11 protein-coding genes are annotated in these 15,231 nt (G+C 40.3%); 6 read left to right on the forward strand and 5 right to left on the reverse strand.

What is annotated here, in order from left to right:
• The first annotated feature begins 100 nt into the window (after positions 1-100).
• Together proC and JBF11_RS00775 are read left to right on the forward strand one after the other, a co-directional pair.
• The gene (gene proC, locus JBF11_RS00770; protein ID WP_334315487.1) at positions 101-898 is read left to right on the forward strand and encodes a pyrroline-5-carboxylate reductase; all 798 of its coding nucleotides are present in this window, start codon (positions 101-103) and stop codon (positions 896-898) included.
• A gap of 10 nt (positions 899-908) precedes the next feature.
• Positions 909-1,985: a hypothetical protein gene (locus tag JBF11_RS00775; RefSeq protein WP_334315488.1), complete on the forward strand. Its 1,077-nt coding sequence runs from the start codon at positions 909-911 to the stop codon at positions 1,983-1,985.
• A gap of 52 nt (positions 1,986-2,037) precedes the next feature.
• Here the strand turns inward: JBF11_RS00775 and JBF11_RS00780 are convergent, their stop codons facing one another.
• Positions 2,038-5,295 (reverse strand): AAA family ATPase, encoded by a 3,258-nt coding sequence (locus JBF11_RS00780; protein WP_334315489.1) that lies wholly within the window; start codon positions 5,293-5,295, stop codon positions 2,038-2,040.
• Between the two features lie 3 nt (positions 5,296-5,298).
• Positions 5,299-6,501, reverse strand: coding sequence for an exonuclease SbcCD subunit D C-terminal domain-containing protein (locus tag JBF11_RS00785; RefSeq protein WP_334315490.1), 1,203 nt, complete (start codon positions 6,499-6,501; stop codon positions 5,299-5,301).
• 153 nt (positions 6,502-6,654) lie between these two features.
• Here JBF11_RS00785 and JBF11_RS00790 point away from each other — a divergent pair, with 153 nt between their 5' ends.
• The gene (locus JBF11_RS00790) at positions 6,655-7,320 is read left to right on the forward strand and encodes a GntR family transcriptional regulator (protein ID WP_334315491.1); all 666 of its coding nucleotides are present in this window, start codon (positions 6,655-6,657) and stop codon (positions 7,318-7,320) included.
• Between the two features lie 55 nt (positions 7,321-7,375).
• On the opposite strand, the gene JBF11_RS00795 is transcribed toward JBF11_RS00790, so the two are convergent.
• Entirely contained in the window at positions 7,376-7,960 is a 585-nt protein-coding gene (locus JBF11_RS00795) for a 5-formyltetrahydrofolate cyclo-ligase (protein WP_334315492.1), read from the reverse strand.
• Positions 7,961-8,095: 135 nt separating this feature from the next.
• On the opposite strand from JBF11_RS00795, the gene JBF11_RS00800 reads away from it, so the two are divergent.
• Entirely contained in the window at positions 8,096-8,764 is a 669-nt protein-coding gene (locus JBF11_RS00800; protein ID WP_334315493.1) for a metallophosphoesterase family protein, read from the forward strand.
• 8 nt (positions 8,765-8,772) lie between these two features.
• On the forward strand, positions 8,773-11,229 hold the full coding sequence (locus tag JBF11_RS00805; RefSeq protein ID WP_334315494.1) for an Rne/Rng family ribonuclease: 2,457 nt from the start codon (positions 8,773-8,775) through the stop codon (positions 11,227-11,229).
• Between the two features lie 606 nt (positions 11,230-11,835).
• Here JBF11_RS00805 and JBF11_RS00810 read toward each other — a convergent pair.
• Together JBF11_RS00810 and JBF11_RS00815 are read right to left on the reverse strand one after the other, a co-directional pair.
• Entirely contained in the window at positions 11,836-12,129 is a 294-nt protein-coding gene (locus JBF11_RS00810) for a zinc ribbon domain-containing protein (RefSeq protein WP_334315495.1), read from the reverse strand.
• A 33-nt stretch (positions 12,130-12,162) separates the two neighbouring features.
• A complete protein-coding gene (locus tag JBF11_RS00815; RefSeq protein WP_334315496.1) occupies positions 12,163-13,773 on the reverse strand; it encodes a hypothetical protein in 1,611 nt (536 codons plus the stop codon).
• A gap of 170 nt (positions 13,774-13,943) precedes the next feature.
• On the opposite strand from JBF11_RS00815, the gene JBF11_RS00820 reads away from it, so the two are divergent.
• On the forward strand, positions 13,944-15,221 hold the full coding sequence (locus tag JBF11_RS00820) for a S41 family peptidase (protein WP_334315497.1): 1,278 nt from the start codon (positions 13,944-13,946) through the stop codon (positions 15,219-15,221).
• Positions 15,222-15,231 lie beyond the last annotated feature (10 nt).

Below are 15,231 nucleotides of genomic sequence, written 5' to 3' on the forward strand. Positions count from 1 at the left end.
AAATATTATGCAATATTAGCATGTTAGACAGAGTTTTTCTTTTGCGTTGCAAGTTTTATGAATAGGTGTATATAATCAAAAAAAATTGTGTGAGGAAATTATGCAGACAGTCGGTTTTATCGGTTGCGGAAATATGGGGTCGGCAATTATTTACGGAATAAGCCGTGCAAAAGAATTTCATGTTGCCGGGTATGATCACAACCCGGAAAAACTGCAAAAGTTGGAAAATGAATGCGGGCTTTTGCCTTGTTCCGGAGAAGAAGAGCTTGTGAAAAAATCCGATATCGTCGTCATTGCCGTAAAGCCTTACGCGGTTGAAGAATTGCTTCTGCGCATCAAAGAATTTTTAACAAGCGATACGATTATTGTATCCATTGCTGCCGGGGTATCTATTGCGGCTATAAAGAAAATTTGCCCGTTTTGCCCGGTGTCCGTCATCATGCCCAATACGCCTGCCATGGTCGGCGAAGGGTGCACAGCCCTTTGTTTCGATGACGGAATGCTTCAGGATGTTCATAAGGAAACAATAAAGAAAATCTTTGCATGCGTCGGAACAACATGCATCCTGCCGGAAGCTCAATTCGCCGAATTTTCAACATTGATAGGCAGCGGTCCCGCTTTTGTCTTTTATATGCTTGAAGCAATGCTTGAAGGGGCGATCCGCTTAGGTTTTAAATATGATGACGCTAAAAAAATGCTTGAACAATTATTTTTAGGCAGTACGGAGCTTGCACGGCAAAACAGCGGCATTCCTTATGCGAAATTGCGCCTGAATGTTTGTTCGCCAAAGGGAACAACCATTGCCGGCATGAATAGTCTGGATAAAAATGCTGTCCGCGGGGCTGTAATTGAAGCGATTATGGCGACTTTTGACAGAAATTTGGAATTAAAAAAATAGAGAGAGAATTATGGATACGAATTTAGAGTTTTTTTCACACGTGATGAGCCGTGATTTTGATATCCTTCACGCACTCCTGACTCTTGAAAGGACAGGAAAAGAAAAAAGAAATTCCTTGCTTACGGAACGCGATTATGCGTGTTACGCGCCTGACCACCATCAATATTGGACACTGCTCGCCAAGGAATGTTTGGAGCAAACAGGCTATGAAAATTATGAAGTTCTGCTTGGTGCTGTCTGTGCGAAATTCTTAATTTCTGCTGAAAACTTGGAAGAAGCGGAGCATTCTTTGGTTTGGGAAATTCTGGCAAAGGTCTGCTCCTCATTCACCGAAGAAGATTATATCCGTTTCGCCCTTGAATTGCGTGTCCAGCCTGCAGCCTATACGTTTGAAGGAATAAAGCGGGCTGTCGAAGCGAAATATGCCGAAAAGGAAATTTTGCCCATGTACAAAATTTCTTTGTGTGTCAATGCGTTGATATTAGGCTATTTTTCCGGAAACCGTTTTGAAGAATTGCTTTCAGCCTTTGAATCCGAATTGAGAAGCGTGGCGTTTTTTGGCAGGTTCAAGCTTTTTGAACAAGAAAAATTACCTGATTTTACTGACAACGAATTGTTTTCTTTGGCTTTGGTTCTGGCGGTTATCGCTTTACGGAAGAAAGATCAGGTTTTTTACGGGCGTTCAGGCGATTCAAAAGCTGAATTGGTCAGAAAATTAAAACGCTTCACTGTTCTTTTAAAAACCGTTCCGTTTTTTTTACGCAATGAAAATAAACCGGAAATCATGCCGCTGGCGTATGCTTTCAGCCGTGTGTATTTAGGCAGATACAATATGCCTTTGCCAAGGGAAATGGCTTGCGAAATGCTTTTCGGAACACTCGCTCTTTCTGGCAAAGAGCAAAAAATGATTGCGGAAGCGGAAAAAACAACCCGAAGTTTGGAAGAGATAACCAAACAGCTTTTGGCTCTCGGCATAACCAAGGATCAAATGCAGGATTTAATCGGCATTCTTGCTTTATCCAATAACAAACTGATAAAAATCGAAAATATTTTTATCGAATGGGCGGTTAAATTAGGGCTTCGCTGATATGGAATGAAACAAATCCTCTTTTGTTCTTTTCGGGGCGAAAGGGGATTTTTTAATGAAGTTTTTTACAGCCGGCGCCTTGTAAAATGCTTCTTCCGCCCTGTTCGGGAATGACGTTTATTTGGGTGTTGATTCTTTCTTTTAAAAGCGGAATATGGGAAATGATGCCGATAAGCTTTCCTTCCTGCTGGATACTGGCAAGGGTTGAAAGGGCGGTATCAAGATTTTCCTCGTCAAGCGTTCCGAAACCTTCGTCAAGAAAAAGTGAATCCACCCGTACGTTTTTGCTTGCCATTTGAGCAAGTCCCAGTGCAAGGCTGAGGCTGACGATAAAGCTTTCGCCGCCTGAAAGATTTTGCACAGCCCTTATTTCGCCTCCCTGATAATTGTCAAGCACATTTAAATTGAGAAGATTGTTTTTATCCTGAATGAGCAAATAGCGCTTTTGCAATAACTGCAATTTCATATTGGCATAATGCAAAACCTGTTCAAAAGTGATTGCTTGGGCTATTTGCCTGAATTTTTTGCCGTCAGCAGAACCGACAAGCGAATTTAAAGCATCCCATTTGGCTTGGATATGTTCCTGTTTTTTCAGTTTTTGGAGTTTTTCGTTGTATGTGTTTGCAATTTCTTGATTTTGTTTGAGTTTTCCTTGAATTTCACCAAGTTCCACAAGGCTTGCTTCTTGTTTTTCCCGAATGTTTTTTTCCTGTTCTTCCAATTCCTGTTTTGAGCCGGCTGTTAAATTTTTATTTTTAAGAGTCTGCAGCTCTTTTTCGCTTTCCGCAAGTTTGCTTTGGGTAAGTTTTATGTTTTGTTCCAATTCCTTAAAAATGTGCTGTAAGTGCTGCAATTCTTCTTTGGAGAGCTGCGCTTTTAAAAAATCTTCAACATCGGAAAATTCTTGCTCTTGCAGTTTTTGCAGAAATTCTTCCTTTAGCATGGAAACGTTTTTGCTTTTTTCCGCAAGAAATGCCTGCAGATGGTTGATTTGTTCCTTGCTTTGGGTCACTTCCTGATTTTGTTTATCCTTTTCTTGAAGGATTTTTTCTTTTTTTTCTTCAAGTTCATTGATTGATTTTAATAGTTTTTCTTCTTCGGTTTGAGGATTTTTTTGAGCAAAATCTTTTTCACGTTTTCTTTTAATGGAAGAATATGTGTTTTTTTCTGTCTGGAGCTGCCCGTTTTTGTATGTGAGATTGTTTTGTATGACTGCAAGCTGTGTTTGCAGGCTTGCCAGTTGTTTTTCATTTTCTTGCAATTTTTGTTCAATGTCTTGTTTTTGTTTGTTTTTCATGTCAAAATTTTTCAGATGTCCTTCCAGTATTTCGGTAATGTCCTGGTTTTTATTAGGGATAATTTCCGTGATATTGAAAGGTTTGACTTGCTGCAATAATGTCTCTTTTTCTTCATTGTACTGTTTTAAAAGTTCGTTCCGTTCTTTTTGAAATTCTTGTATCAGCTTTTCTTTATTCATAATTTGGCGGGCATTGTCTTGGATTGTTTGCCCGATGTTTTCAAACCGCTTATTGTTTTCTGCTAAAAGAAGGTCTATTTTATCTTGTTCCTGTTTTAATTTTTCAATTTCCTCAATTTGGTGTTTCAGTTGTTTGATATCGATATCAATATCGGAATTGCCGGACGGAATTATGGCGTCCTTTTGCATAAAAGGATGGTGGATTGAACCGCACAGCGGACATTCCTCGCCTTCCCGCAATGTTTTTCTCTGTTCTTCAAGCGCTGAAATTTGCGCAAGCAGGAATTTTTTTTCTTCAAGAAAAGAAAGCGTTGTTTTTAATTCTTGCAGGGAATTTTCTTTCAACAGCGTTTCAATTTGTCCGGTTATTTGTTTTTGTTGTTTTTGTTTAAGTTTTGTGTCGGCAATAAGTTCTTTTTGGCTTTGTTCTTGTTTTGCGTTGTTCGTTTTTTGGTGTTTTAATTCCTCTTCCTGTTCTGCGATTTTATTTTTTGTTTGTTTGCCGGATTCAATTATCGTATCTAGGTGTATTAAATTGTTTTTTATGGCGCTCAGTTCCTGTTTCAATGTTTCCAAGCACGTATTTGTCTGAAACCAGTTTGAAAGTTCGTCTTGTTCCTGCCGTATTGCTGCGTTTTTTTTGTCTATCTCTTGTATATCAGAGGCAATTTTTTGTTTTTCTTTTTCTGATTGTGCAATTTCCGTTGATTGCGCCTGAATGTTTTTATTGATATTTTCAAGTTCGATATCCAATTTTTTTATTTCCTCGAAAAGAGGGCGCAATTTCTCATAATTTATTTTTTCTTGCTGACAGTTGTTGTGTATTTCTTCGATTTTTTGAATGAGAAGCTTTAATTGTGTTTCCTGCTTCGGCAGATTTTTTTCCAATTCGGTCAGGCTGGCTTGCGCGTTTTGGATTTCTTTTTCCTGCAAATTAAGGGCATGGTATTCCGGATAAAGTTTTTCCGCTTTTTCGGCTTTTATCAGCTGAATTGCTTTTTCTTCCGAAGCTTTTTTTTGTTCAAGAAAATTCTTGTGCTGATTTTTTGCCGTATCATTTTTTTCTTGCAGTTCCTGCATTTGATTATGCCAAAGAATGAATGCCCGGATTTGGGACAGTTGTTGATTAATCGTTGCTAATTCTTGATTATGCGTTTCTTGCCGGTTTTTTAATTTTTCGATTTCCTCCGGAGGCAATAGCGAAGTATTGTTTGCTAAAAGGATTAAGCGTTCTTTTTTTTCTTTTTCTGATTTTGCACGCTGATATATTGTTTGGGAAATTTCCGAATAAATTTCCGTGCCTGTGATTTGTTCCAGGAGCATTGATTTTTCTTCGTCCCTCGCCTTTAAAAAACTGTCAAAAGCTCCTTGCGCCAATAGGATTGAACGGGTGAAACGGGGAAAATCCATGCCCGTAATACGGATAATTTCTTCATTGATTTCCGTTTTTTTTCGGCAAATGATTGAATCAGGCTTTTCTTTGGCAATGCTTCTTTCGACATCCTGGAGTTTTCCGTTCGGATTGTTTTTTGCTTTTCTTTGTTCAAAACGGGCATAATATTGTATTCCTTTTGTTTCAAAATGCAAAAGGGAATAGCAGTCTGCCGTGTGCTTTGACATGACTTCATTGTTTGTTTGGGTGATTTTTCCGAGGCGTGGGGTTTGTCCGTAAAGGGCGAGGCAAACAGCGTCCAAAATGGTGGATTTTCCTGCTCCTGTCGGACCGGATAAGACAAACAATCCGTCATTCTGATAGGTTTTATCGGTAAAATCAATAAACCATTCGCCGTAAAGCGAGTTGAGATTTTTTAATTGTAAACTGAGTATCTTCATAATTTATTCGTTTATGTCTTTTTCCGCCAAGGCGGTTAAAATTTCATGATAGCAAGCGAGCAGTTCTTGTTTTTCTTCATCCGGATAGGATGTTTTTTCTAAAATTCTGTCGAATATTTTTTGCGGGTCGAGGTCTTCAAGGTTTTCTTCCGACAGCGTATCATTGATATAGTAATCAATAATATTTTGATTTTTGAATTTGAGAATTTCAATTTTGCTGTCGGCGGTCAATGCGAAAAGCATATCTTTTAAATTGAATTTATCCTCGCCGCTGTATTCGACTTCAAGCCATACGGATTGACCGAGGGCTTTCAGTTTTTCAATTTCCTGCCGTATTGCGGAAAAGTTTCCGCAAATTTTGCGGGTTATTTGAAATTCCGGAATTTCTATTTCCTGTACGGATAAAGAATTTTCCGTGTCAAGAACGAGCATTTTTTTCTTGTTGCTTTTTTCTGCGAAACTCATGGCGAGGGGAGAGCCGGAGTAACGGATATGTTCGGTTTTGGCGATTTTTTGCGCTGAATGGATATGACCGAGGGCGGCATAATTAATTTCTTTTGGAAAAATATCGGCAGAAATTTTGGCGAGGGAGCCGATGTAAAGTTCCCGCTCCCCTTCTTCCTCAAGCTGGGAGCCTGCGATATAGAGGTGTCCCATGGCGAGGAGCGGACTGTTTGCCTGTTTTTGTTTCAGGGCGATTTCTGTAAGATTTTTGTAATGTTCGGCAATGGACCGAACGATTTTTTCCGCTCTTGTTTCATAATTTTCCGTAATCGCTATGCCCTGCAAATCGCGTTCACGCAAATAAGGAACGGCAAGAATGATTATTTCTTCGCCGTTATGTCGGATGGGAATAATTTCATCATGGATGTTTTCCGGCATAGCCCCTATGACATGGATGTTGAGGGATTTTAAAAGCGCCTGCGGGGCATTTAAAAAACTTGGGGAGTCGTGGTTTCCGCCGGTAATGACAACATGTTTGCAGGAAGTGCCGCGTAAATCAATTAAAAAGGAATAATAAAGGTGCTGGGCTGAGTTGTTGGGAAGGGCTGTATCGAAAATGTCGCCTGCGATAAGCAGTACGTCGATTTGTTCTTTTTGAATCAATGCAAGCAGCCATGCAAAAAAAGCCGCATATTCCTCATTTCTTTTTTTGCCGTAAAACGTGCTGCCGATGTGCCAGTCGGAGGTATGCAATATTTTCATAAAGAAGTCCCAAAAATTTTTTCCAATATACTGGAAAGATGGTCGGGAGGCAATTTATTTCAATGAATAAATAATAATTTTGTTTGATTGACAAGAATTGAATGAAAAGGTACTCTTATACAGTAACGCTTAGATTATGGGAAGTAGGCTTTCATGGGTAATGTGAAAGAAAAATTAAATGCGGAAGAGAGGGCATATCGTTTATTGACGGAAACTATCAAACAATCGTATAAGCCCGGTGATTTTATTTTGGAAAGCTCGTTAGCTATCGACTTTGGCATGAGCAGAACGCCTATAAGCATTGCTTTAAACCGTCTTGTTTCTGAAGGAATTTTGAAAAAAGTTCCTAAAAAAGGCAGTTATATTCCTTTGCTTGAACATGATGACGCGCATAATGTTTTCAGCATACGCAAGTTATTGGAAGTGGAAGCTTTGAGGATTGTTACGGAACGCAATGATTATTATGTTCTTTCCGTTATGAACAGAATGCTGGAAGATTCTGTCATGGCGCTGCGTTATGACGATATTAAGAAATTTGTTGAAATTGATGAAGCGTTTCATTTATTTATTGTGAAAATGGCGTACAATACCTATTTGCTTGAAGCGTGGAAAAGAATTTTTTTACGCTGCAATATTTATACGAGATATTACAATTCTTATCAAAGCTGTGAAGATGTGCAGGAAAACATGGTGTTATCCGACCACCAAGATATTTATTACGCGATGCAAAACGGGGAAGTGAAGCACGCAACAGAATTGCTTGGCAAGCACATTGACAAGGTTTATGAAGACTTGTGCAGAAAAATGAAATTGGAATAAGGTTTGATAAGAAATTTTTTCAGCGTATTGTATACGGCAAAAAATTTTTATTTCATCAAATTTGTATTTTTTGTATTCCTTCTTCCGTTACAAGGTATTGTACCGGCAAATCCCACGGGTCAGCGGGGATTTCATTTGAGAGAAGAGCCGTAAAAGTAATGCCGAAACTGCCGGCTTGCGGAATTTTTGCTAAAAACCTGTCGTAAAATCCTTGTCCGTATCCCAAACGGCAGCCTTTTGGAGAGTAGGAAAGGGCGGGTACAAGAATAAGCGTGTCAGGGCTGTTGAGTGTGTCTTCACTGCAAATAGGGCATGATTTTTTGGGTTCCAAAATACCATAGGCGCCTTTTTCAAGTTCTGAAAAATTATTGCACAGATAAAAATGCATGATCCCTTTTTGCGTTTTTGAACAGCGGGGATAATAAACGGCTTTATTTTGTTCCCATGCTGTTTGGCTTATTGAATTCACATCGATTTCGCTTTTTGCCGGGGCATAGGTGCAAATGTTTTTTGCAGAAAGAAAAAGCGGATGTTTTAAAACATGATTTTGTACTTTTAAACATAATTCATTGAAATTATTATTTTTATATAAAGTACTTCTCTGCTCGTCCATATGTTTCCTTAATGTGTTTTTATCCATATCGCCTCTAAAAATTTTATATTATTTATTTTTTTCTTGAAAAAAAAATGAATTTTTATTATTACTTTTCTAACAAATGAATATACTGTATCGTTTTTTTTGTAAATATCCAGTTTGTATGCGGGAATTGAGGATATGGGGATTGCGGAATTTCCTTTTTGGATTTTTTTAGGTGATATTCACGGCGAAATACGAACTATTCCTCGGATAAAAGATGTTCAAAAAGCGCAAGGTATTGTTGTTACTGGCGATATCGGAAAAAACGGTACGCTGGGCGACGCAAAAAAAGTGATGCAGGCGCTTGAAGCATGCAATAGGAAAATTTATGCCCAAATAGGAAATATGGATACGGCGCAGGTTGACGGATATTTATCGGAAAGGCGAATAAATTTGCATAAGCGGCATATTGAAACGAACACGATTTTGCTTTTGGGAATGGGCGGTTCTTTGCCGACGCCTTTTTCCACTTCTTCAGAATTTGCTGAAGAATTTTATGAAGAAAATTTGAAAAAATTCGCAATGCTTCCCAAAAAGGCGTTAACAGTTTTCATCAGCCATAATCCGCCTTATGGAACGGAATGTGACAGACTGAAAAACGGAAAGCATGTCGGGAGCAAGGCAATTTTAAAATTTATACAAGATTATCAGCCGGATTTTTGTATTTGCGGGCACATTCACGAAAGCCGCGCAAAAGATACCATAGGCAAGACAACGGTTTTTAATCTTGGGGCTTTTGCGTCGGGTTGTTATGGGAAATTAGTGCTTTCCGAAACGCCTGAAATGGAATTATGTACAATCAATTAGGATTTTTTATGGAAGAAACAGAAAAAAAGAAGAAAGGAAGACCCAGAAAGCAAGCCGCTGTAACGGAAAATAATCAGGAAACAAGCCCAAAAGAGGGTGAGGCGAAGTTTGAGCCGCAAGCTTTGGATAGCGAAACGCCCAAAAAATCACGCCGCGGGCGCCCAAGAAAAACAAAAATCCCGGCACCGGAAGAAAGCGCTCAAGAAACATCGCCTGAACATTCTGCTTCTGATAATTCCGCACTTGGGGCTGACAAGAAAAAAAGCGGAACAGGAAAAACGGCTGCCCCTGCCCGTGGAAAAGCGGCAAAACCCCGCGGGCGCAAAACCGATACCGTTCAAGCAGTAAAAGAAGTTCCTCCCGCAATAACTTCGCAGGAACGCAAAGCCATCGCTTCAGCCGCTCAGGACCGTAAAGCTCTTTTGGCGGGCAATTCAAAAGAATTGCCTTATGATGAACCCTCCCGAAATCTTCCCGCGGAACAAAGCGTAAAAGATATCGCTCTTGTCGGTTCAAAGGATATGCTTGTTTATGAGCAAGGGCAAATGGTTCCTGTTGAAGAAAAAAGTGAGAATAAGAAAGCCGCAGCTTCCAGGAAACGCGGCCGTAAAGGCAAGAATGCGTCAGAAAATAAAGAAATCATCGCAGGCGAAGTTAATGAAAACGCAAAACCGGAAGAAAAAGACGTTGATTTTGTCGCAGGCGTGAACGGTGTTGCCGAATACAACGGAACGGAAAGCTTAAGCGCTTGCGGTGAGCAGGCAGGTTTGGGAGTCTTGGGTGTTATTGAAGAAGCCCCTTATATCGACGCCGTTCTGCCTCTTGTCAGCGATTCTGAAAAAAGCATAAAAAAGCCAAGAAAACGCGGCCGTAAAAAGAAAATTCAAAATGAGGCGGATTTAGTTCAGGAATTTGAAAATTTCCCTATTGTGGAAGACGGCGAAATCGCCCGCATCGAAGCTGAAGAAACGCTGCGCAAAGCGAAAAAAAATAAGAAAGAAACGGCAAAAGATAAGAAAGAGCATGTTCACAGGGTGCTTTATGTAAGCACCGTGCCCGACGAACAAGTCGAAGTTGTGATTACGGAAAACGGGGTTGTTTCCGAATATTTCGTTGAAATGGCGCATCAGAGCAAAATCCGCGGAAATATTTATAAGGGCGTCATCAATAACGTGGATACGAACCTGCAAGCGGCTTTTGTCAATTTCGGCTGCGGTAAAAACGGCTTTTTGCAAATTGACGAGGTGCACCCCGAATATTATTTGTCTTTGCATCATGAAACCTCGGCTAAATATCCTCCCATTCAAAAAGTTTTGAAAGTCGGTCAAGAAGTTTTGGTGCAGGTGGTCAAAGAACCGAACGGTTCCAAAGGGGCTTTTTTAACCACATGGCTTTCCCTTGCGGGGCGTTTTCTCGTTTTAACTCCCGGGCAGGAACAAATCGGCGTTTCCCGCAAGGTTGAAGACAATGAAGAGCGTCAAAGACTGCGTATGCTGCTCAACGGTATTAAGCCCGGTGAAAATATGGGCGTGATTATCCGCACCGCGAGCGAGGGAGCGAGCAAGACGCATATTCATAAAGATTTGCAGCTGCTGAAACGCACATGGAAGACCATTCAAAAACAAGTCGTGAAATCACCTGCTCCGAGTTTGGTTTATCAGGAAGCGGATTTAGCCACCCGTGCGGTCCGTGATTATCTGAATGAAGATATTGATGAGGTTTGGGTTGATTCCAAAGATGTGCAAAAAAGCGTCGGCGAACTGATAAAGGTCCTTTTCCCGAAAAATAAGGATATGCTGCATTTATACGATGATAAGAGGCAAACGCTTTGGGAGCATTTCAATATCACCCGTCAGCTTGACGAAGTGACTAAACGGGAAGTCAATCTTCCTTCCGGCGGCCGTTTGGTTTTTGACCAAACGGAAGCGCTTATGGCGATAGATATCAACTCCGGAAAAAGCCAAGGCAAAAGTAATTTTGAAGCCATGGTTTACAGGACGAATATGGAGGCTGTGGAAGCCATAGCCAGACATTTGCGCCTTCGTGACATTGGCGGGCAGGTTGTTATCGATTTTATTGAAATGCGGGATAAAAACCATTGCCGCGACGTGGAAAACGCGTTGCACGCCGCAATGAAACGCGACCGGGCAAGGCACGATATCGGAAAATTGAGCGGTTTCGGCTTGCTTGAACTCGTCCGGCAAAGAACCGGGTCCAGTGTTATTTCCATAACCTCCGAACCATGTCCGCATTGTCGGGGAACGGGGTTTAGAAGAAACTTGGAGTGGCAGGCGCAGGGGGTTTTGCGTGATATCAGGAGCAAGCTGGCAGGAAAAAATGTGCCTGCAACGTATGTGCATCATGTGGAACAGGAAATCGCGTTTTATTTATTGAATAAAAAACGTGACAGGCTGAGCGAACTTGAACATGAATTCAATGTGCGTATTGAAATTCATTTAAAATAATATGTTGTCATAATAAATATGAGTAAGAATAAAAACCATCCGCTCAGCGGGTGGTTTTTTCCGCTCTATAAGGGCAAATTGCCGGTTTGTGTTTCAAGACGTTTTAAATTATTTGCCGGTCGCATTTCATTCATCATCTTTTTACAATGTGCAAATTTTCATTATCATCTGTTATGTTATTTTCCAAAATGCATAACACATCTTTTTTTATTGCTTATTTCTTTAGCTTCATTGATAGTTTCTTATGAATTTCCGATTGTTAAGCTCTTATGGTATCAACAGTTTTGGCATATATGGGATAAATTTCATCGGGTTTGTATTTGAAACTATTTTATTCCTTAGTTGTTGGTTCTTTCTGTTTTGGGAGATCAAGCATGGTATAGCTTGCTTTAAGGCGTTTTAAAAATATGTTTGTTCGCCGCATTCTATCTGCAAGCTGTTATGAGGCGGCTTACCTTGTTTTATTTATTCGTACCACGCGTAAACAGGGGGTGGTATTCTTCGGGCGGATGGCGGTCTTATTTTATTTTCATTCAATTGATTTTGAATGTGAGCCCTGTTGCCGCCGCTTTAACACAAAAACAAAGTCTCCGGAGGGACTTTGTTTCATATGTTTATTTCTTTCGGGGGAATATCGCGTCCGCAGTGTTTGCACACTTTGGCTTTTTTCTTGATACGTTCCGCACAGTAAGGGCATTCCGTGTATTCATTCATTGCTTGTGCCTGATTTTGCATGTCCGGCATGCATTCCTGATTTTCGCCGAGTGCCAATAAAACAAGAAACGTAGGAGGAAAGATGAAGCAAACAACAAACCAAAAATTCACGTTTCTTCCATATCTTCCGGCTAAAATGCTTGCTGCAAAACCGACAACAATGCCTGTGAGCAAATAAAAATGCATATCGTATCCCCCGTTCGGACAAACGTTTTGTGATTATTTTGCATTCACTTCCAAAGTATAGGCTGGAGCATCTGTTGCATTGATGAGTTCATTCAATGTCAATTCATCATCAAATGTTATGCCTATAAGGAATTTTCCCGTATTGTTGATGGTTTCCATAAGCGTATCGATGACTTTGATGACATCATTGTCAAACGTTGTGCGTTCTTCAATATCCGCTATGGTATTTTTTTCCATTTCCAGTGTGGCAAGCGCCTGTTCTTTGACTTTGTCGGCAGGCATGCCTGTTTCTTGTGCCGCGATTTTAAATGCAAAATCTATAAAACCGGTATCGGCATAGGATACTTGCAGGTTTTTTAATGTGACCGTATTGAGAATTTTATCCAAATCATATTCTGTCAAGCCGGAAAGAAACGTATTGTAATTTGAAAGGAAAACGGATTTGTCCTTGTTGAGGACAAATCCCGCAGTTTTTGCGGTAAGATCCGCCAGTTTATCGACGGAAAGCTTCGTGTCTTGGGTGTATCGCCCTGTTTCTTTGGTATATTCGGCATTGTGGCCCAAGCTGATTATCATTCCGTTCGTAAATTTTTGTTTAAAAAGTTCAAGGGACTTCGGGGTTACGACATGCTGCAAAAAATTATTGGCGATAGTCAGTTGTTCAAGTTCGGAATTGATGATGAGCGTTTTGTCGTTTTCATTTATTGCATAGGCAAGTTCTTTTATGGTTATCGGAGTTTCGGCGACTTCATCGATTTCATTGAAAGAAAATGCTATGTCGGCAATTTTTATATTACTCATCAGCGGCGTGCTATCCTGATAAGATAATTGTGACAAAAGCATTTCCGATAATTCCTCGTATTCGAGCAGGCTGAGGCTGTCGTTTGCATAGTCGAGATACCGCTCCAATTCATTCAGGCGGATGACGGTTTTGCTGAGAGTCGCCAAATATTCCGCTGTGGGAAGCGTGATGTTTTGCAAGGCGATTTCTGCGGCTTTAATATCGATAGGACTGCTTGCGATATTGATATTCTTATAAAAAATATCAAAATTGTTTTCACGGAAAGCAGGAAATTCAATCGTGTCTATGGCGAAGCTCATGTTATTTTCACTGTCTTTGAATGCCTGCATATTGATATTGTCAAAAACAATGCCGTCATGGCGTATATTTAAAATATTTTGAAAATATTCTTCGGAATAGGGCATAGTTGCATGGAGAGAAATTAATTTCTGTAAATTGAGGACAGGTTTTTTTATGCTGATTTTTTTTGTCGTTGTTTCCAATTCTTCGTTGTCATAGGCATAGACGGTTGATTTGACCGTTTTAAAAATAAGTTCTTTGCACAAAAGCATGGCTTCGTCCGTGTCTTTTTTGAAAGAATCGGCATTGACGCCTTTAATGAGTATTTCTTCGGCTGTGTTGTCTATTTTTATGTTCTTGCTGTCGTAAGGAAAGGCTATGTCTTTAATCATCAGTGTTTTATTGAGGCAATTATACTTGATAGCCGAATGTTTGATGTTATAGTCGGCAAGGGTTTGTTCCGCAATCTCTTCAATTTGCGAATTGATTTTCTTGGTGTAGAAATAGCCTCCGGCAAGTATTACGAGAAGGACGGCAAGCCCTGACAATATTTTTTTATTCATAGAAACCTCAAGAAATGATTTTTAATGAGCATATTTTTTTTTGGGGGTTCTGTCAAATATGCTTCAAAGAGAAAAGGCGATTAAGTAAAAAGAAAATTTAACGTTTTTTTATTATTGCTATTTTACGGGTATGTGTGTATACTTATCAACCAATATGATTGGAGGCTTGGATGCGTAAATATATTCGATTGACAATTTGTTTTTCTGTTGTAATGGCTGCGTTTTTGGCAGGCGGAACATATATGAAGGCCGTCAGTGCCGATGTTGATTATGATTCTTTGCGTAGATTCAGTCAGGTTCTTGATATAGTCGAACAATATTATGTTGAGGAAGTCAAGCAGCCGGAATTGATCGACGGTGCTTTGAAAGGCATGCTGCAAGGTTTGGATCCTCATTCCGCAATGATGGATAAAGATGAATTCAAGCAGATGCAGGAAACGAATGTCGGCAAATTCAGCGGTATTGGCGTTGAAATCACCACCTTGAACGGTATTGTGACCGTTGTTACTCCGATCGAAGACACTCCTGCGTATAAAGCGGGTATTCTGGCAGGCGATCAAATTCTTTCCATTGACGGAAAATTCACCGACCAAATGACCTTGTCAGAGGCGGCAACCCTCATGCGCGGCAAAAAGGGCACGGAGCTCACCCTGCTTATTTTGCATAAAAATTCAAATTCCCCTGTGACCGTGAAACTGAAACGTGACGATATTCCGTATCATACCGTGAAAGTCAAGGAATTGGAAAATGGATATTTTTGGGTGCGGCTGACGCGTTTCAGTGAAAATACGTTTTCTGATTTGAGAAAAGAAATCGATGAGGCGATGAAAAAATCGGAGTTGAAAGGCATTGTCCTTGATATGCGCAACAACCCCGGAGGATTGGTCGAATCAGCAATCAATATTGCCGATATGTTCCTTGAAGAAGGCGTGATCATGTCCATGAAAGGGCGTGACGGCAATGAAGAGCTGGAATATAAGGCGCAAAAACAAAAAGACGATATAAAAGCCCCTTTGGTTGTTTTAGTGAATGCGGGGTCTGCTTCTGCTTCCGAAATCGTGGCGGGTGCGCTTTGCGATCAGGAACGCGCCTTGATTGTCGGAGAAAAAACTTTCGGCAAAGGCTCCGTGCAGAATGTCATTCCTTTGCCTGACGGAACGGGCTTGAAATTAACGGTTGCCCTCTATTACACTCCTTCCGGAAAATCCATTCAAGCCGAAGGCATTGTTCCCGATTTTGAAGTGCTTTGGGAAAGTCCCCGTAAAGCCGAAGATAATTTTTCCGTCCGTGAAAAAGATTTAACAAGACATCTTGAATCTGACAGAGCTAAGAAAAATGCTCAGTCTGTTCAAAATATCGAGAGCAAAGAACTTTTGGAAAACGACAATCAGCTGAGGGTCGCTTTGCAGCTGGTCAAATCTTTGCCAACCATTCAAAAAATTAAATAATTGAAAGATA

This window comes from Taurinivorans muris (assembly GCF_025232395.1).
GTDB classification, from domain to species: Bacteria; Desulfobacterota; Desulfovibrionia; order Desulfovibrionales; family Desulfovibrionaceae; genus Taurinivorans; species Taurinivorans muris.